The following is a 16,648-nucleotide window of genomic DNA, read 5'->3' as shown; positions in this document are numbered from 1 at the left end:
TCGGATCGCACGCGGAACACATGGCCGGCATACGGTGGCGGCGCCGGCCGATCAAGGACGCAGCGCCGGCCGGGTCGTCCGGCGACACGGCCTGACGCCGAAGCCGCCACGCGGGGGTGCCCCGCGTGGCGGCTTCGGCGACGGGCCGGCGCTACCCGGCGGCCGGACGGTAGTCCAGCACGATGGCACCGGAGCTGAAGGCCGCGGTGCCGGCCAGCCTCCAGGAGGAGGTGGCGACACCGTCGGGGAACAGGCGCTTGCCGGAGCCGACCACGACCGGGTGGAGGAAGAGCTTGAGCTCGTCGACGAGCCCGTGCTCGATCAGGTAAGCGACCAGCTCGCCGCTGCCGTAGATCAGCAGGTCCTGGCCCTTCTCGGCCCTGAGCCTCGCGACCTCCTCGGCGACGTCCCCCTTGATCACGGTGGCGTTCCACTCCGGATCCCGCAGGGTGGTCGAGGCGACGTACTTCGGCAGGCCGTTCATCTGCTCCGCCCCCGGCGTGCCCTCCATCTTCGGCCAGGCCTGCGACATGCCGTCGTAGGTCTTGCGTCCCAGCAGCAGCGCCCGGCTGGCGTGCAGCTGGCCACTCTGGAACCTGGCGTGCTCGTCGTTCCAGTACGGGCCGGTCCAGGCGGGCTCCTCCACGACGCCGTCCATCGAGATGTAGATGACTGCGACAACCTTGCTCATGTCCTGCTCCTCAAGGGTGGCCGGCCCTTCTGGCCCGCTGTTTTCGATGTGCCTTCAGCGTGGCGGAACCCGTTTACGGATTGTTTACGGCTTCTCGCCGGACAGGCGGCCGCGGCCGGTCAGGCCAGGTCCCACAGCAGGCGGTAGTAGGCGATGCGCTCGGGGTCGGGGACGATTCCGTACGCCTCGTACACGACGCCGTCGTAGCCGGGGCCGTAGTTCCAGTCCATGCTCCACGCCGCGACCGCGAGGTCCGCCCACCGGTCGGCCACCCCGAGCGAGCCCAGGTCGACGTGCGCGGCGAACGTGCCGTCCTCGTGCAGCAGGGTGTTGGGGGCACACGCGTCCCCGTGGCAGACGACGAGGCGATCGACGGCGGGGGGATTCCCGATGCGGGCCCGTGCCTCCGCGAGTCCCAGGTGCCGGTGCTCGGGGAACCAGTCGGCGGGTCCCTCGCCGTCGGTGACGCGTTCGTCGGCACGCGCGAGCCGCCGCTCGACACTCCATTCGTACGGGCACCGGTCCACGGGCAGGGTGTCGTGGAGCAGGCGCATCCCCCGGCCGATCGCGGCCGCCGCGGTCGCCGGGGCGTCGCTCCAGCGGGGATCCACCGCCGAAAGGCCCGGGACCGCCGCCGTGACCAGCCACGCGCCGTCGGCGTCCGTACCGTGCTCGAGGACCCGCGGGACGGTCACCCAGCTCCGTGCCCAGATCAGGCGCTCCGCCTCCGCCTGAAGGTCGATCTCCGGGGTGCCGTCGGCGACCCACTTGGCGTATCTGATGCCGCCGCGTCCGTCTTCGAGGCGGAACGTCAGCCCGCCGAGCTCGTTGCGCCACACCGGGGTGACGGTGTCACCGGCGGCGAGCGCCGTGACGACGCCGGGCACGGTGACGGGGCCGGTCGGGATCTCGGAGATGACGGGACGGCTCATGAGAACCCCATCCTTCATAGGCGCGGCGCCGGCGGCAAACGGTTTTCCCTCCGAAGGGCCCGGCCGTGGGGACGAGCCGGGAAACCGATTGCCGCGTCCCGCGCGGGCGGTCAAGGATGAAGGCGGTGAGCAGAGCGAAGATGCACCCCGACGAGATCCTGACCGATGTTCCGCTGGTTCGCCGACGCTTCCGAGCCGAGCTCGACGTCGACGACGCGGCCTGGTCACGTGGCCGCGGCTGGGCGCTCTACCAGGCCGTAACGGGGCTGGCGTACTACTGGGATACCAATCCCGAGATGGTTCGGCAGACCGCGCACGCGCTGGCGCAGATCCTGGCCGACGACTTCCCGTCGTGAGGTGCCCGGCCCGTGCTCCGGTGCCCGCGGTCGGCATCGCCTGATCCACCGCGGGCACCCGTCGCGGTACGCGTGCGGCCGGCCGCCGTTCGATCAGGCGTTCCCCTTCTTCTCCACGGGGGAGCCGACGTCCGGGGCGAACTGCGCCAGCGAGACCTCGGTCGCGGCGGCGATCTCGGCGGAGTCGGCGGTGCCCGAGGCCTCGATCGCCGCGACCCACGCGTGGACCGACTGCCGGCAGAACTCCTGGCCCTCCGGCGAGTTCGCCGCCGCGACCGGGTCGTCACTCACCTCCCCGGCGACGAACAGGCCCAGCGCCATAAGAGCGCCGTCCCATCCTGGCCCGACATAGAGCGCGCCCGCGCCGCTGCCGGCCATCTCCAGGGGGACGGTGTGCTCAAGTTCGAGGGTGGTCGCCTCCTCCCCGTCGGGGGACAGGCGCAACTCGACCAGGCTGCTCTCGCCGCCGAACGTCACCTTCAGCAGGCTGGGAGGCTCGCAGCGCAGGATCCGGCCCCCCGCGTTGCCCTCCAACTGGAAGTCGCCGCCGACCCGCAGCTCGCCGCTGATCGGCAGGAACCAGCGCTTCATGCGGTCGGGGTCGGTCAGCGCCTCCCACACGTCATGGATCGGCGCCTCGTAGCGGCGGCGCAGCAGGACGCCGACGGCCTCGCCGTCGGCCGTCGGCCGGTTGCCGACCTCACGGTTGATGGCGTTGATCTGGGCGATGATGTCGATCATGGATTTTTCTTCTCCTTGGCAGAGGGGCGACCGTCGGCCGCCGCGCCCGGATCGTCGGTCGGGTGGCGTTCGCCGCGGGTGAGTTCGGTGGCCAGCACGTCCAGATGCCGGCTCCAGAACCGGCGGAAGCGTTCCAGCCACAGGTCGATCTCCCGAAGGGGGGCGGAGTCCATGGCGTACAGGCGGCGGACGCCTTCGGCCCGGACTTTCGCGAACCCGTTCTCCCTCAGCACCCGCAGATGCTGCGAAACCGCCGAGGGGGAGAGTTCGAACTCCTCCCGGATGACCGCGGTGATCGCACCGGAGCTCCGCTCGCCGTCGGCGAGCAGCTCCAGGATCCGGCGCCGGACCGGATCACCGAGAACATCGAAGGCGTGCACAGGACACATTATTTCAGCATTCACTTATATAAGTCAACGCTGCCATAACGGCGACGCGACTCACCGGCCTTCGGCCCCAACACCACCGCCCTCAGGGCCCGAGCCCCTGCCGGAGGTCGACACCTCCAGGATCACCGAGAGGTCCCGCCGCCCATGCCGGGCGCGACGGGACCTCTCGGCGGCCCGGGGTCAGGCGCGGCGCAACCCGACGTACTGGAGTTCGGCGAAGGCGCCGACCAGCAGAGCCTGGGCGACGACGAAGGCGACACCCAGCGGGTTCGGGTCCACCCAGCCCGTGAACAGCAACAGGACACTGTCCACGGCCCACAGCGCGTTGACGACGATCAGCGCCCAGACGCCCGCCCTGGGCGGAACCGGGCGGGTGGCCAGATAGGCGACGAACGCCGTGAACGGCAGCAGCCCGATCCCGGCCCAGCGGATCAACGGCTCGGGGAGGGCGAGCAGACCGGCGAGCGGGGTCGCCGCGACGGCCAGCAGGAGCGCGAACCCTCCGGTGAGGACGGCGTCCGTCCTTAGCGCGCGGGTCAGCAGGGAGGTGCGGCGAGCGGTGGGGGCGGTCGTGGTCATCGATGTCTCCTTCGCTGAGGGTGTCGGGTTTCGACACGCCCAGCACACCGCCCCACCCGCTGCCATCTGCAGACATGGCACTGCCATTCACTGCCGATTCTCACGACGAAGATCATCGGCGACGAGTTTGGCCGCCGCGTTCTGCCAGTTGTAGAGCGTACGTTCGGGAACCTCGCGGACGAACCAGTCGAACGCCTGCCGCTCGGTGGCGGCGAGCCCACCTCGGTCGGCCCCGCGCCGGTAGGGACGCAACCCTCGAACGTACGGGAAGTACAGCACGTTGTAGAAGCGCCACTCCTCACTGGTGCCGAACTCGCCGTCGCGGGGCTTGAGCCGCTGGATGCTCTCCAGCAGCAGGTGCTTCAACTCGGCCGCCCGCTCCAGGGGAATGTCACCGGTGATCCGCGCGTCGATCACCGGCAGGTTCGCGAGCGGGCTGCTGGCGAGCTTGCCCAGATCGCCGTAGTTGGCCAGGGCGCGCCGCGTCAGCCGGACGAACTCGGTCTCGTCCGGCGGCGGCGGACCCTGCTCGCGGCGCGGTAGCGCCTCGGACGTCTCGCGCAGCTCGGCCCGCTCGCGGCGGATCCCCGAGTCGCCGGGAAAGGCGATCCGGTCCAGCGCCCGATGCACAGGTCCGGCCAGCGTCTGCGCGGCGACGGCCACCGCGATCACGCCGAACAACAGCGCCGAGAGGGCGGGCGTGGACTCACCGAGCGCGACGGCCAGGGCGACCTGGCCGCCGGAGGCGACGGCCACGGCCGTCGCCCCCAGCAGGGACCGCAGCATGTCGCGCCAGAGCGCCTCCCCCGCCTGGAACGCGCTGGACATCGCGATGGCCACGCCCAGCAGGACCATGTCCACGTCGATGGCGACGATGGAGAGCAGGCCGGGCGGGCCGAACAGCGGGAACACGAGCAGCGCCGCCCCCAGCCAGAAGAACAGCGTGGCGACCACCACCAGCCACCCGGCCCGCGGCGGCCTGGCCCGCACGAGCAGCACCAGCACCCCGGCCAGCGGTCCCAGCAGCAGCACCCCGGCCACCACCCGCGCCGCGAGGCTCACCCCCTCCCCCAGCCCGGCCACCAGCAGCCACGTGAACACCACGAGCGTGAGCGGGACGAGCCCTCTGGACCAGACCCGGTCCAGCCACTCACCACCGGGAACGAGAGTCAGCACGGCGCCCGTCCAGAGCAGCGCCGGCAGGCAGACCAGCGTGGTCTCGACCGCGCCCAGCGTCTTCACCGCGTTGTCCGGTACGGCGGTGAGCACCTGGGCGATCGCCAGCGCGACGGCGTAGGCCAGCAGCCCCAGGCCGGCCCGCCTCGGTCCGCGCTCGTGAGGGTCCCGGGCGATCACGTAACACCCGAGCCACCAGGTGAGCCCGAACACGGTCGCGACGGCGAAAAGCATCGGCCTCCCTTCCCGCTCCCTTACGGTCCTTCCCGGGCGCGAGCGTATCGGCCGCGCGCCGCGGGTCGATCGTCAGGTGGACCAAGATCGCCAGGGAAGGAAGGTGATCTTGATTTTCGTCTGTTCATGACCTCGCACGGACGCCTTTACATTGTAGATCAATAACCGTCGGCCCTCGCGACGGAGAGTTTCTCGCGTCGAGCCCGCCGACTCACCGGATCCGCGACTCGATGCCGTCCAGCAGGTAGTCCAGCCCGATGCCGAACACCTGGTCCCAGTCATTACCGATCGGGGCCCCGTGCGCGGCGAGAGTCGGATACAGCTCACCGTCGGCCCGCACCCGCAGCTCGGCGGCCCGCCTCCACCCGGCCTCGCCGTACGCGGCACCGGCGACCTGCATCGTCGCGGAACCGATGACGTAGTTGGCCAGGGCGTAGGCGGCGGCGGTGAGGCCTGGACCGGTGAAGCCCGCCCCGGCGAGCACGGCGTGCAGGTATTCGGTGCGGGCCAGCACGTTGGGGCCCAGCAGAGGACGGTCGAGCACCGCCACCGACCACGGGTGGCGCAGCATGGTGGCGCGCCACTCGGTGATCAGAGCGGTGACGTCGTCGCGCCACGCCCCCCGCGACGCCGGCGGGACGGGCACCTCGCCGAACACGGCGTCGAGTGCGAGGTCCAGCACGTCGTCCTTGGTCTCCACATGCAGGTAGAGCGTGGTGGCGGCGGTCCCCAGCCGCTCGGCGAGGCGGCGCATGGTCAGCCGATCGGCCCCCTCCTCGTCCAGCAGCTCCACGGCCGCCGCCACGATCCGCCCGAGGGTGACGACCGGCTCGGCCCTGCCCGCGCGCGGGGGGCGCAGCCACACCCCGGGCGCCGCCTCACCGCTCCGGCGCCGCGTTCTCCTGCCCGGCGTAGCGCTCACGACCCTCCGATCCCCGACTCTCCCGCTCTGAGGATCTTAATGGCTTGAGAAGCGGCCCGATCAATGTTCATAGTGTATGACCAATGTTCTAGCTGCGGTTTCGCCCGTACAACGCGCCGAGAACCGCCATCTTCGAGGAGAGCCACCGTGGGACATGTCGAGGCCGACGAGCTCACCTACGTGCTGCCGGACGGACGGCTGCTGCTCAACGAGGTGTCCTTTCGCGTGGGTGACGGCGTCACCGCGGCACTGATCGGCCCCAACGGAGCGGGAAAGACCACCCTGATACGACTGATCGCCGGCGACCTCCCTCCCTCTTCCGGGCGGATCATCGCCTCTGGCGGGCTCGGTGTGATGCGCCAGTTCATCGGGGGCATCCGTGGAGGTCAGACGGTACGCGAGCTGCTGCTGTCGGTGGCCCCGCAACGCGTGCGCGCCGCGACCGCCGAGTTGGAGCGGGCCGAGCGGGCGATGGATGAGCGTGACCTGGAGGAGACCCAGCTCGCCTACGCCCGCGCCCTCGGCGACTACGCCGACGCCGGCGGCTACGACATCGAGGTCACCTGGAGCGCCTGCACCACCTCGGCGATGGGTGCCGACTACGAGCACGTCGCGGACCGCGACGTCGGCACACTGTCGGGCGGGGAGCAGAAAAGGCTCGCGCTGGAGGCTCTCCTGCGCGGCCCCGACCAGGTCCTGCTGCTCGACGAGCCGGACAACTACCTGGACGTCTCCGGCAAGCAGTGGCTGGAGGAGCAGCTGGGGGCCACCAGGAAAACCGTCCTGCTCGTCTCCCACGACCGCAGGCTGATCGCCAACACGGCGACCCGCGTCATCACCGTGGAGTCACGCGGGGTGTGGACCCACGGCGGCGGCTTCGCCACCTACGCCCAGGCCCGCCTCGACCGCAACGAGCGCCTGCACGAACGCCGCCGCCGCTGGGACGAGGAGCACGCCCGCCTCAGGAAACTGGTCCACACCCTGCGCCAGAAGGCGACCAACAACGACGCCGTCGCCTCCGCCTACCGGGCCGCCCAGACCCGGCTGGGCAGGTTCGAGGAGGCGGGCCCGCCCGAGAGCGCACCCAAGGAGCAGAACGTCCGGATGCGCCTGAGCGGGGGCCGTACCGGCAAGCGCGCGCTCACCTGCACCCGCCTGGAGCTCACCGGCCTGACGGAGCCGTTCGACGTCGAGATCCACTACGGAGAGCGGGTCGCGATCCTCGGCCCGAACGGCTCCGGCAAGTCCCACTTCCTGCGACTGCTCGCCGAATCGGGAGGTGGCGCGCTCTCCCCCGCGTCCACGCCCCCGGACCCGGTACGCCACCGGGGCACCGTGGAACTCGGGGCCAGGGTCGTACCCGGCTACTTCGTCCAGACGCACGCCCGCCCCGACCTGGCCGGAAGGACTCCCGCCGACATCGTCACGGCCGCCGGGTCGCTCACACTCAACGACGCCATGGCCTCCCTCGCCCGCTACGAGCTCGCCCCCGCCGGTCGGCAGCTTTTCGAGACCCTCTCCGGCGGGCAGCAGGCGCGCCTGCAGATCCTGCTGCTCGAACTGTCGGGAGCCACCCTGCTGCTGCTCGACGAGCCGACCGACAACCTCGACCTGGCCGGCGCGCAGGCACTCCAGGACGGCCTCGCCTCCTTCTCCGGCACCGTGCTCGCCGTCACCCACGACCGATGGTTCGCCGACGACTTCGACCGCTTTCTGATCTTCGGCGCCGACGGGGAGGTCAGGGAGTCCGGCGAACCCCTCTGGCAGCCGGACCGCGACCGCCGCGCACGATGACGGGCCGCGAAGCGGTCGAAGTCGTCGGCGAACATGTCACCGGCCTCGACCCGGCGGGTCCGCGTCCGATTCGTACAAGACAGCCCCGGCGAGTACCCGCCATCATCGGATGGCATGAGTGACAGCATCCTTGACACCGCTTCGGCCTTCATCCTCCGCGAGGGACGCCTGCTCGAACGCCGCCTGTTCGCCACGCTTTTCCAGGCGGCGCCCGCCACCGGAGTGGTGGACGCCCTGCGCGGTTATCGAAACGAGGACGGCGGCTTCGGTCACGGCCTCGAACCCGACAAGCGCTGCCCCGAGAGCCTGCCCATCGACGTGGAGGTCGCGTTCCAGACGTTGTCGACGGCCGGTGTGCCCGGGACCGACCTGATGGTGTCGCACGCGTGCGACTGGCTCGCGACGGTCGCCGCACCCGATGGAGCGGTCCCCCTCTCCCTGCCGGTCATGGAGGCCTACCCCAGGGCCGTGCACTGGTCGGACTGGACCTACGCGCCGGGGCTGAACCCCACCGCCGGGCTGGCCGGGCTGCTGCACGGGATGGGCGTGGAGCATCCGTGGCTCACCCGGGCCACCGACTGGTGCTGGTCGGCGCTGGAGAAGGGATTTCCCGACGACGCGCACGCCATGTCCGAGACGCTCGTGTTCCTCGAACACGTCCCGGACCGCGACCGGGCCGAACGCCTCGCCGAGCGGGTGGGCGAGTGGCTCCCGCAGCTGAAGTGGTATCGGAGCGACCCCGCCGACCCGGAGTACGGGGTCAGCCCTCTGCATCTCGCTCCCCACCCTGACAGCCGCTGGCGCCGGTTGTTCTCCGACGACGTGATCGAAGGCCACCTCGACCGGCTCGCCGCCGACCAACGGCCCGACGGAGGGTGGGCCATCACCTGGGAGCCTCCCGGCGCGGCCGCCACCCTGGAGTACCGGGGGGTGGAGACCCTGCGTGCCCTCCAGGTGCTCGGCGCCTACGGGAGGGTGCCGTCGAGCTGAGAATCCGCCACAGAAACCCGGCCGTCGGCGCGCGTGGAACCCTTACCACCGCGGTCGCGGTGGTAAGGGCAGAGCGAGCAGGACCGCGTCGTCGCCGGTGTGGGCCGGGTAGGTGAAAACCTGTGGCGGGGCGGCGGGGAGCGGTGCCAGGGTTCCCGGATGACCGTACCTCGCGTTGATCTGCTCGTCCGGCAACTCGACATCGCATGGGCGCTGTTCGAGTATCACCTGAAGGACCTCGACGACCCGGCCTGCCTCTGGGAACCCGCGCCCGGCTGCTGGACCGTCCGGCCCGACGACCGGGGCCGCTGGACGGCCGACTGGGAGGTGCCCGAGCCCGATCCCGCGCCGGTCGTCTCGATCGGTTGGCTGACCTGGCACATCGGTTTCTGGTGGACGACCACCCTCGGGCACTGTTTCGGATCCGGGGCGCCCGAGCGCGAGGAGATCACCTGGCCGGGCACCGCCACGGCCGCGGCCGACTGGCTGCGCGCTCTGAAGGACGACTGGCGGGCGGCGCTGCTGCCGCTCACCGACGCCGACCTCGACTCGTCCGACAGGACCGCCGGCCTGCCGTGGGGGCAGGATCAGCGGCTGGTCGACATAGCGGGCTGGGTCACCGTCGAGCTGACCAAGAACGTCTCCGAGATCGGCCTCGTCCGCCACCTTCACGGCGCGCTGGCCCCCTCCTTACGAGATGCGAACGTCGTCGTGGTGTCCCCCTCCCACGAGCCGGGGCGGGGATAGCGTCGCCGCATGAGGACACTGGTCACCGGTTCCGCCGGGTTCATCGGAAGTCACGTGGTCGAGGCCCTGGAGGAGGCCGGGCACGAGGTCGTCGGCCTCGACGCGCGGGCCGGTAGCGGGGATGTGCGCGACGACGCGGCGCTGGACCGCGTGCTGGGCGGCGTCGACGCCGTGGTGCACCAGGCGGCGAAGGTGGGACTCGGAGTGGATGTGTCCGACCTGCCGGACTACGCCTCGGTGAACGTGCTGGGCACCGCCACGCTGCTGGCCGCGATGGCGCGGCACGGCGTCGAGCGGCTGGTACTGGCCTCGTCGATGGTGGTGTACGGCGAGGGCGCCTACGACTGCGCGACCCACGGCAGGGTACGGCCCGGCCCCAGGACCCGCGACGACCTCGTCCGGGGGGAGTTCGAACCCCGGTGCCCGAGCTGCGGACTCTCCGTGACGTGCGCCGTCATCGGTGAGGACGCCCCGGCCGACCCGCGCAACGCCTACGCCACGACCAAGCTCGCCCAGGAGCATCTGGCGACGAACTGGGCGCGCGAGACGCGCGGCGCCGCCGTCGCGTTGCGCTACCACAACGTGTACGGGCCCCGGATGCCGCGCGACACCCCGTACGCGGGGGTGGCGGCGATCTTCCGGTCGGCGCTGGAGGCGGGCCGGGCCCCTCGCGTCTTCGAGGACGGCCGCCAGCGCCGGGACTTCGTGCATGTGCGCGATGTGGCGGCGGCCAACCTCGCGGCGCTCTGCGCGCTCGGCTCGTCGGCCGGGGGAACGCTCACCGCCTACAACATCGCGAGCGGGGAGCCGCACACGGTCGGGGAGATGGCCGCGGCGCTCGCGGACGAGCGCGGCGGCCCGGCGCCCGTGACCACCGGCGAGTACCGGCTGGGCGACGTACGGCACATCGTCGCCAGCCCGGAACGAGCGCGGGCCGAGCTGGGCTTTCGCGCCACCATCCCGTTCGCGGACGGGATGAAGGAGTTCGCCGGCGCCCCGCTCGGCTGACGGGAGTCACCGGGTCGGCTGATCGGGCGGACTCGACGCCTGGTAGCCGCCGGTGAGTGAGCGCTTTCTTCGGCTGGACCGATGTCGAGCCCCGAAGTCGGACCGGTCACCAGGGGGAGATGACGAGTCCCTGCAGCAGGAGCCCCGTCAGGGCCTGGGCGGCGAGCCAGCGGCGGCTCGGGGACCAGGCCGCCGCCAGGACGATCCAGGTGGCGTAGGGCACCCAGATGCGCTCGACCTCTCCCCTGGTCACCCCGCTGACGTCGAGGGCGAGCACGGCCACGATCGCCGCCGCGACCAGGGCACGCGTGTCACCGGACACCGCCCGCAGCAGAGCGGGCACGCCGCGGGGCACCGTCCCCAGCGGGGCACGCGCACCGCCGGGCGCCATCCGCGCCAGGCCCGCGGCGGTCGCCGGTCCGGTCAGCAGGGCGAGCACGGCCAGGTTGGCGATGAGGAAGTAGAGGTAGGGCCGCGCCGCGCCGGGGTCGGCGGTCCACTCCGCGTGGGTGGCGAGCACTCCGGCCGGCCAGAGGAAGCCTCCCGCGGCGAAGGCGGCGGTGACCGCCGCCACCCCCGCCAGGCAGGCGACCGCGCTCGCGCGGGAGATCCGGGCGACGACGGCGGCGACCACCGGGATCAGCAGGTAGGGCACGAGACCGTAGCTGAGGTACGGCAGTGCCCCCAGCAGTACTCCGGCCGCCACCCCGGAAAGGACGCGCGTCCTGCCCGCGCCCCCGGACACCAGCAGTGCCACCCCCCAGGCGCCCACCCCCGCGAAGAAGGCGTCCATGCTCGTGGCGATCCAGACCGCGGCGGGGCTCAGGGCGAGGTACGGCAGCGCACGTCTGGCCGCCTCCTCCCCCGCGACGCTCCGGACGGTGACCGCGACCGCCACGACCGTCGAGCAGCCGACCAGCACGACCAGTACCGCCGCCCAGAACGGACCGGGCAGTCCCACCCTCGCCAGGGCCCAGAGCACCAGCACGGGCAACGGCGGATGTCCTCGCACATGGGTGGGATAGCCGGGAAGCCGCTCGGTGAAGGAGCCCAGCCAGCCCAGCGGGTCGTCTCCCACCGCGGGCAGCACGGCCGGATACTCGTGAGGGCCGGTGAACGGCCTGGCCAGTCCCTCGCCGGAGACGGCGAGCAGCACCGTCCAGGCCAGGGCCGTGCCGTAGGCGAGGAGCAGGGCGGCACCGAAGCGCGACCGCGCGGTCAGGACGGGCAGTACGGCGACCGCGAGGGCGCCGAGGAACAGGGGCGGCAGGAGCGAGAACGACGGCGTGCGGAAGTGTCCGTGCAGGGGTGGCAGGTGATCGATGGGCAGCATGCCCCGCGCGTGCAGGACGGCCCCGGCGGCGAACGCCGCGACGACGAGCGAGACCCAGACGGCGAGCGCCCGCCCGCTCCGGCGGCCGCCGGAGTCATCGGGAGCGGAGGGAGCAACGGCCGCACGCGGACCCTTGACCTGCCGGCGGGAGGGTTTGATCACCCTCCCACACTAGGTACGGACCGCTTTCTTTCCCTGACACGTCACTACTCCGTAAGAGTTGACAGGCCCTGTCGACCTTAGCGTTCTCAAACATGAAGATCGATGTTGTGCTCCCGTGCCTGGACGAGGAGACGGCACTGCCGTGGGTGCTGGAGCGCATGCCCGACGGTTACCGGCCGATCGTGGTGGACAACGGTTCCACGGACGGATCGGCGCGGGTCGCGGCCGAGCTGGGAGCGCTGGTGGTGAGTGAGCCCAGACGCGGGTTCGGTGCCGCCTGTCACGCGGGACTGCTCGCCTCGATCGGCGAGGTGGTGTGCTTCATGGACGCCGACGCGTCGCTGGACCCGGGCCAGCTCCCTCGGGTGACCGAGCCGGTCGTCTCAGGTCGCGCCGACCTGATGCTCGGCAGGCGGGTTCCCGTGCCGGGAGCGGCCTGGCCGCTGCACGCGCGGCTGGGCAACGCCTTTCTCGGCCGGCGGCTGGCCGGGCGTACCGGCACCAGGCTCCGCGACATCGGCCCGATGCGCGCCTGCCGCCGCGCGGACCTCCTCGCCCTGAACCTGGCCGACCGGCGTTTCGGCTACCCGTTGGAGATGGTGCTGCGCGCGGCCGACCAGGGCTGGCGGATCGCCGAGACCGGGGTGGACTACCTGCCTCGCGCCGGACGGTCCAAGGTCACCGGCACCGTACGCGGCACGCTGCGCGCGATCGGCGACATGCGCAAGGTCATGAGCGAACCGGGCGGCGCGCGATGACCGGCGACCGGAACGCGCCGCGGCGGGACCCGCACACCCGCGACGCCCGGAACACGACGCGGCAGAGCGCACCCTTCAAGGACGGCGGCCCGAACACGACACGGCGAACCGCCCGCCCCCGGGACGACGAGCGGCGTGACGTGGTCGGCGCCGGGCAGGACGGCCGAGCAGGCGGAGGTCAGGCCGTCCAGGCGGGCGACGGCCAGATCGTCGTCATCGCCAAGGAGCCGGTGGCGGGCAAGGTCAAGACCAGGCTCACCCCGCCGTTCAGCCCCGAGGAGGCCGCGACCCTGGCCACCGCCGCACTGGCCGACACCCTGGGCGCGGTGGCCGACGCTCCGGCACGCCACCGGGTGCTGGCGCTGCGCGGCGACATCGGCCCCTGGCTGCCGCCGGGTTTCACCGTCCTGCCGCAGCGGGGCGCCGGGCTGGACGAGCGGCTCGCCGCCGCCTTCGAGGACGCGTACCACTCCCGCCCCCTGCCCATGGTTCTGATCGGCATGGACACCCCGCAGGTCACCCCGGCGCTCCTGACCGACGCGATGGCCGGGCTCGCCACCCGCGACGCCGTGTTCGGCCCCGCCGCCGACGGCGGCTTCTGGCTGCTCGGCCTGCGCCGGCCCGACCCCGCGCTCCTGCTCGGGGTGCCGATGTCGCGGCCCACGACCGGCGCCGCCCAGCTGCTGCGGCTGCGTGCGGCGGGCCTGTCGGTGGGCATGCTGCCCCTCCTGCGGGACGTGGACACCGCCGACGACGCCGCGGCGGTCGCGGCCCAGGCGCCCTCGTCCTGCTTCGCGACCGTCCTCGCCGCGCTCGGGACGAGGGCGATCCGGTGACCGGGCGACCGTACGACGCGCCGCCCGCCGCCCGGAGGGCACGGGTGATCCGGTGATCGGGCAGCTCTACGAGAAGTCCCTGGCGGGCGCCACCGTCGAGATGGAGTACGCCGACGGCAGGACCGCGCCCCTCGACGCGGCCCGCTGGCTCGCCCCGATCGACGGGGACGAGGCCATGCTGTCGCGGTGCGCGGCCCCCACCCTGGACGTCGGGTCCGGTCCCGGCCGCCTCACCGTCGCACTCGCGCGGCGAGGCGTTCCCGCCCTGGGCGTCGACATCGCCCCCTACGCCGTCCGGCTCACCCGGCGCGCGGGAGGCCGGGCGATCTGCCGCGACGTCTTCGACCACCTGCCCGGCCACGGCCGCTGGGCCACCGTGCTGCTCGCCGACGGCAACATCGGGATCGGCGGCGCCCCGGACGCCCTGCTGCGCAGGGTCCGCGAGCTGGTACGGCCCGGGGGCGAGGTCATCGCCGAGGTGCAGCCACCGAGCGCATCGGGCCGCGTCGAGCATCTGCGGCTGCGCGGCCGCGAGCTCGCCGGCCCGTGGTTCGGCTGGGCCACCGTGTCCGTCTCCGACCTGGGAACCCTCGCCGGGCGTAACGGTTTCTCCCGGGTGGACTCGTGGAAGGAGGCCGGAAGGTGGTTCGCGAGCCTGCGCTGACGGGGAAGGTCCACCGGAACGCCACGCCCGGAGGGCGTCGTTCCTTTCTTCGGCGTTGTGCCGTTCGAACGCGTCGGGAGGTGACGCACCGCGCCTTCCGGCATCACAGGTCGGCGACGACGCTCGCCATATGACATGCCGATGGACAGCGGCGGATCGAATTCGTCGATTATCGACAAAGGCTCACCGGGGGTGAGCCGACGGCGAACGGGGCATCCCGTCTCCCGGAGCGCTGCCCTGCGGAGGAGAATCGATCCCCATGTCCGGGGAACTCTCGTGTCGTGCGGATCCCTTAGCGCCTGAAGACAAGCCGCCACGGCATCAGGGCCGATTCCCACTGCACCCGGAGGCTCATCTTCGAGTCACCCGCCCGGCGGTCGGAGAAATGGATGGGGATCTCGACGATCGTCATTCCGGCCCTGATCGCCCGATAGTGCATCTCCACCTGGAAGCTGTAACCCCCCGAGGAGATCGTGCCGAGGTCCAGGGCGGTGAGGCTTTCCGCCCGCCAGATCTTGAACCCGGCGGTCACGTCCCGCAGCCCGAGGCGCAGGATGGTGCGGACGTAGAAGTTCGCCCACCTCGACAGGGCCCGCCGCCACAGGCTCCACTCGGCGGCCAGCGTCCCGCCCGGCACGTACCGGCTGCCGATCACGCACGCCGCCCCCGTCGCCCGCGCGGTCTCCAGCAGACGCGGAACGGCGTCGACGGGGTGCGAGAAGTCGGCGTCCATCTGCACCACGAACTCCGCCCCCGCCGAGAGCGCGGTCTCCATGCCGTCGACGTAGGCGCGCCCGAGCCCTTCCCTGACCTGCCGGTGCACCACGTCGACCCGGCCGGGGTGCGCGGCGGCCAGTCGGTCGGCCACCTGGCCCGTACCGTCCGGGGAGTCGTCGTCGACCACCAGGATTCGCAGGCCGTCGAGCGGCAACGCGAGCAGGGCCTCCGCGATCGACGGAAGGTTGTCCGCCTCGTTGAACGTCGGGATCACGACGGTGACGGTGGCCATGGTCGGGGTCAGGGCCTTCCGGGATCGATGGTCGGATGTTCTTCGCCGCGAACGACGTGGCGCCGCCTTCCGGTGATGTCCGACACCGGAAGGGACGAAGATCAACCCAATGCTAGCGGCCGCGCCGTTCCCCTCCCGACCGAAGGTCACCGCACGTCATGTCGCCATGAGTATGAGCAGGAAAAACCCATTGCGCTCACATCAGGTCGACGTATTCTAAAGGATCATCCATTCATAATGGAACCGGGCGGCGACCGATTATCGCGGGGACATTATGCGGGCCGAATCCATGTCGGCCGGCCAACCCCTGGAAATCGCCTGTGACGAGTCCGGTTCGGAGGGTGAGAATCTCATCGGGGGAACACCGATGTTTTCACGCACGCCGGCCTGTGCCTGGACGTCGAGTCGGCGACCGGCCGCATTCGGGAGATACAAAAAATGGCGCCCTCTCCAGCGGTGGAATACAAGGCCGATCTTCTGCTCCGCGAGAAGAACAGGCCGGCGAGGTACCGGAACGGCGCGGAAGACAGCGTCGGACGAGCTCAACGGCCGGGGTGACGCGGAGCTCACCGTCCTGCCGCGACCGTACGTGGATTCGTTCTCGGTCTGGGGAGCCGGCCCCTGCTGGAGCCCGCCCCCGGCACCCGTTCGCAAGGGCCTGGGCGACTCCCCCCTGCGTGCGACCAGGTTGCATTACTGGATAGCGATAGTATCTAATGCTGGATAGTTCAACTATCCGAGTAAGAGGTGGGTCGATGTCCGCATTCGTGGTTGAAATCGTTCTTGTGGCCGCCACCCTGGGCTTCCGGGCGCTGGGCGCGCTCGGCACCCGCCGCTTCGCCACCTGGCCGGTGAGCGCGGCACACGGGATGGCCGCCATGCTCGTCGTCACCGCCACCGCGCACTTCGTCCCGGCCGAGGTGACCTTCATGCCCAACCACGCCGACCTGGTGCGCATGGTGCCGCCCATCGTGCCGTTCCCCGGCGCCGTGGTCTACGCGACCGGCGTGCTGGAACTCCTCGGCGCCGCGGGACTCGTGGTCGCCGCGACACGCCGGGCCGCCGGGATCGGCCTGGCCGCTCTCTACGTGCTGCTGCTTCCCGCCAACGTCTACGCGGCCGTCGCCGACGTCCCCTTCAACGGCGACGAGGCGACGCCCCTGTGGCTCAGGGTCCCGCAGCAGGTCCTGTACATCGCCATCGCGCTCTGGGCGGCCAGGTCGGCCGACACCACCCTGACCCGCCCCACCCGGACCTCACGATCTCTCCGCACCGAGAACTCGGAGCCCGCGACCCGCTGAGCAGCGGACGTCTCGCGGGACAGGCC

At 71.6% G+C, this 16,648-nt stretch carries 18 protein-coding genes; 9 read left to right on the top strand and 9 right to left on the bottom strand.

What is annotated here, in order from left to right:
• Positions 1 to 151: 151 nt before the first annotated feature.
• Positions 152 to 691 (bottom strand): dihydrofolate reductase family protein, encoded by a 540-nt coding sequence (locus AB0B96_RS35585; RefSeq protein ID WP_362905967.1) that lies wholly within the window; start codon positions 689 to 691, stop codon positions 152 to 154.
• 119 nt (positions 692 to 810) lie between these two features.
• Positions 811 to 1,623: an aminoglycoside 3'-phosphotransferase gene (locus tag AB0B96_RS35580; RefSeq protein WP_362905965.1), complete on the bottom strand. Its 813-nt coding sequence runs from the start codon at positions 1,621 to 1,623 to the stop codon at positions 811 to 813.
• 125 nt (positions 1,624 to 1,748) lie between these two features.
• Between AB0B96_RS35580 and AB0B96_RS35575 the strand changes: the two genes are divergently transcribed.
• Positions 1,749 to 1,979, top strand: coding sequence for a hypothetical protein (locus AB0B96_RS35575; protein WP_362905963.1), 231 nt, complete (start codon positions 1,749 to 1,751; stop codon positions 1,977 to 1,979).
• Between the two features lie 93 nt (positions 1,980 to 2,072).
• Here AB0B96_RS35575 and AB0B96_RS35570 read toward each other — a convergent pair whose 3' ends face one another.
• From AB0B96_RS35570 to AB0B96_RS35550, 5 genes are all read right to left on the bottom strand, one after another.
• Entirely contained in the window at positions 2,073 to 2,720 is a 648-nt protein-coding gene (locus AB0B96_RS35570; RefSeq protein WP_362905961.1) for an SRPBCC family protein, read from the bottom strand.
• Complete coding sequence (locus AB0B96_RS35565; protein ID WP_362905959.1) at positions 2,717 to 3,100, bottom strand: metalloregulator ArsR/SmtB family transcription factor; 384 nt, start codon at positions 3,098 to 3,100, stop codon at positions 2,717 to 2,719. Before AB0B96_RS35565 ends, AB0B96_RS35570 begins: the two co-directional genes overlap by 4 nt.
• A gap of 189 nt (positions 3,101 to 3,289) precedes the next feature.
• Entirely contained in the window at positions 3,290 to 3,688 is a 399-nt protein-coding gene (locus AB0B96_RS35560; RefSeq protein WP_362905957.1) for a hypothetical protein, read from the bottom strand.
• A gap of 87 nt (positions 3,689 to 3,775) precedes the next feature.
• Positions 3,776 to 5,098 carry a hypothetical protein gene (locus AB0B96_RS35555; protein WP_362905955.1) on the bottom strand — a complete coding sequence of 441 codons (1,323 nt, stop codon included), beginning with the start codon at positions 5,096 to 5,098 and terminating at the stop codon, positions 3,776 to 3,778.
• A 211-nt stretch (positions 5,099 to 5,309) separates the two neighbouring features.
• Positions 5,310 to 6,020, bottom strand: a complete 711-nt coding sequence (locus tag AB0B96_RS35550) for a TetR/AcrR family transcriptional regulator (protein ID WP_362905953.1) — start codon at positions 6,018 to 6,020, stop codon at positions 5,310 to 5,312.
• A gap of 147 nt (positions 6,021 to 6,167) precedes the next feature.
• On the opposite strand from AB0B96_RS35550, the gene AB0B96_RS35545 reads away from it, so the two are divergent.
• The 4 genes from AB0B96_RS35545 to AB0B96_RS35530 all read left to right on the top strand — a co-directional run bounded on the left by AB0B96_RS35545 (position 6,168) and on the right by AB0B96_RS35530 (position 10,559).
• A complete protein-coding gene (locus AB0B96_RS35545) occupies positions 6,168 to 7,814 on the top strand; it encodes an ATP-binding cassette domain-containing protein (protein ID WP_362905951.1) in 1,647 nt (548 codons plus the stop codon).
• Between the two features lie 114 nt (positions 7,815 to 7,928).
• Positions 7,929 to 8,804, top strand: a complete 876-nt coding sequence (locus tag AB0B96_RS35540; RefSeq protein WP_362905949.1) for a hypothetical protein — start codon at positions 7,929 to 7,931, stop codon at positions 8,802 to 8,804.
• A 159-nt stretch (positions 8,805 to 8,963) separates the two neighbouring features.
• A complete protein-coding gene (locus AB0B96_RS35535) occupies positions 8,964 to 9,551 on the top strand; it encodes a DinB family protein (protein ID WP_362905947.1) in 588 nt (195 codons plus the stop codon).
• A 9-nt stretch (positions 9,552 to 9,560) separates the two neighbouring features.
• Positions 9,561 to 10,559 carry an NAD-dependent epimerase/dehydratase family protein gene (locus AB0B96_RS35530; protein WP_362905945.1) on the top strand — a complete coding sequence of 333 codons (999 nt, stop codon included), beginning with the start codon at positions 9,561 to 9,563 and terminating at the stop codon, positions 10,557 to 10,559.
• Positions 10,560 to 10,665: 106 nt separating this feature from the next.
• Here the strand turns inward: AB0B96_RS35530 and AB0B96_RS35525 are convergent, their stop codons facing one another.
• Positions 10,666 to 12,054 (bottom strand): hypothetical protein, encoded by a 1,389-nt coding sequence (locus AB0B96_RS35525; RefSeq protein WP_362905943.1) that lies wholly within the window; start codon positions 12,052 to 12,054, stop codon positions 10,666 to 10,668.
• A 92-nt stretch (positions 12,055 to 12,146) separates the two neighbouring features.
• Here AB0B96_RS35525 and AB0B96_RS35520 point away from each other — a divergent pair, with 92 nt between their 5' ends.
• Genes AB0B96_RS35520 through AB0B96_RS35510 form a run of 3 tightly spaced genes read left to right on the top strand, consistent with a single transcriptional unit; the run spans position 12,147 to position 14,312 of the window.
• Complete coding sequence (locus tag AB0B96_RS35520) at positions 12,147 to 12,812, top strand: glycosyltransferase family 2 protein (RefSeq protein ID WP_362905941.1); 666 nt, start codon at positions 12,147 to 12,149, stop codon at positions 12,810 to 12,812.
• Positions 12,809 to 13,648, top strand: a complete 840-nt coding sequence (locus AB0B96_RS35515) for a TIGR04282 family arsenosugar biosynthesis glycosyltransferase (protein WP_362905939.1) — start codon at positions 12,809 to 12,811, stop codon at positions 13,646 to 13,648. The genes AB0B96_RS35520 and AB0B96_RS35515 overlap by 4 nt, the downstream gene beginning before the upstream one ends.
• Positions 13,649 to 13,700: 52 nt before the next feature.
• Positions 13,701 to 14,312: a class I SAM-dependent methyltransferase gene (locus AB0B96_RS35510; protein WP_350949381.1), complete on the top strand. Its 612-nt coding sequence runs from the start codon at positions 13,701 to 13,703 to the stop codon at positions 14,310 to 14,312.
• 292 nt (positions 14,313 to 14,604) lie between these two features.
• Here the strand turns inward: AB0B96_RS35510 and AB0B96_RS35505 are convergent, their stop codons facing one another.
• Complete coding sequence (locus AB0B96_RS35505; protein ID WP_350949382.1) at positions 14,605 to 15,321, bottom strand: polyprenol monophosphomannose synthase; 717 nt, start codon at positions 15,319 to 15,321, stop codon at positions 14,605 to 14,607.
• A 755-nt stretch (positions 15,322 to 16,076) separates the two neighbouring features.
• Between AB0B96_RS35505 and AB0B96_RS35500 the strand changes: the two genes are divergently transcribed.
• Complete coding sequence (locus AB0B96_RS35500) at positions 16,077 to 16,622, top strand: hypothetical protein (protein ID WP_362905936.1); 546 nt, start codon at positions 16,077 to 16,079, stop codon at positions 16,620 to 16,622.
• Positions 16,623 to 16,648: the final 26 nt, after the last annotated feature.

The sequence above is a fragment of the Streptosporangium sp. NPDC049046 genome (assembly GCF_040649155.1).
GTDB lineage: Bacteria > Actinomycetota > Actinomycetes > Streptosporangiales > Streptosporangiaceae > Streptosporangium.
The sequence above is the reverse complement of the archived record's forward strand: the minus strand, read 5'-3'. Positions and strand labels throughout refer to the sequence as shown.

What these genes read in the sequence shown, in the direction of transcription:
- AB0B96_RS35535 (WP_362905947.1), top strand. Translation starts at nt 8,964, where the DNA reads ATGACCGTACCTCGCGTTGATCTGCTCGTCCGGCAACTCGACATCGCA.
- AB0B96_RS35540 (WP_362905949.1), top strand. Translation starts at nt 7,929, where the DNA reads ATGAGTGACAGCATCCTTGACACCGCTTCGGCCTTCATCCTCCGCGAG.
- AB0B96_RS35570 (WP_362905961.1), bottom strand. Translation starts at nt 2,720, where the DNA reads ATGATCGACATCATCGCCCAGATCAACGCCATCAACCGTGAGGTCGGC.
- AB0B96_RS35520 (WP_362905941.1), top strand. Translation starts at nt 12,147, where the DNA reads ATGAAGATCGATGTTGTGCTCCCGTGCCTGGACGAGGAGACGGCACTG.
- AB0B96_RS35515 (WP_362905939.1), top strand. Translation starts at nt 12,809, where the DNA reads ATGACCGGCGACCGGAACGCGCCGCGGCGGGACCCGCACACCCGCGAC.
- AB0B96_RS35580 (WP_362905965.1), bottom strand. Translation starts at nt 1,623, where the DNA reads ATGAGCCGTCCCGTCATCTCCGAGATCCCGACCGGCCCCGTCACCGTG.
- AB0B96_RS35500 (WP_362905936.1), top strand. Translation starts at nt 16,077, where the DNA reads ATGTCCGCATTCGTGGTTGAAATCGTTCTTGTGGCCGCCACCCTGGGC.
- AB0B96_RS35585 (WP_362905967.1), bottom strand. Translation starts at nt 691, where the DNA reads ATGAGCAAGGTTGTCGCAGTCATCTACATCTCGATGGACGGCGTCGTG.
- AB0B96_RS35530 (WP_362905945.1), top strand. Translation starts at nt 9,561, where the DNA reads ATGAGGACACTGGTCACCGGTTCCGCCGGGTTCATCGGAAGTCACGTG.
- AB0B96_RS35505 (WP_350949382.1), bottom strand. Translation starts at nt 15,321, where the DNA reads ATGGCCACCGTCACCGTCGTGATCCCGACGTTCAACGAGGCGGACAAC.
- AB0B96_RS35560 (WP_362905957.1), bottom strand. Translation starts at nt 3,688, where the DNA reads ATGACCACGACCGCCCCCACCGCTCGCCGCACCTCCCTGCTGACCCGC.
- AB0B96_RS35555 (WP_362905955.1), bottom strand. Translation starts at nt 5,098, where the DNA reads ATGCTTTTCGCCGTCGCGACCGTGTTCGGGCTCACCTGGTGGCTCGGG.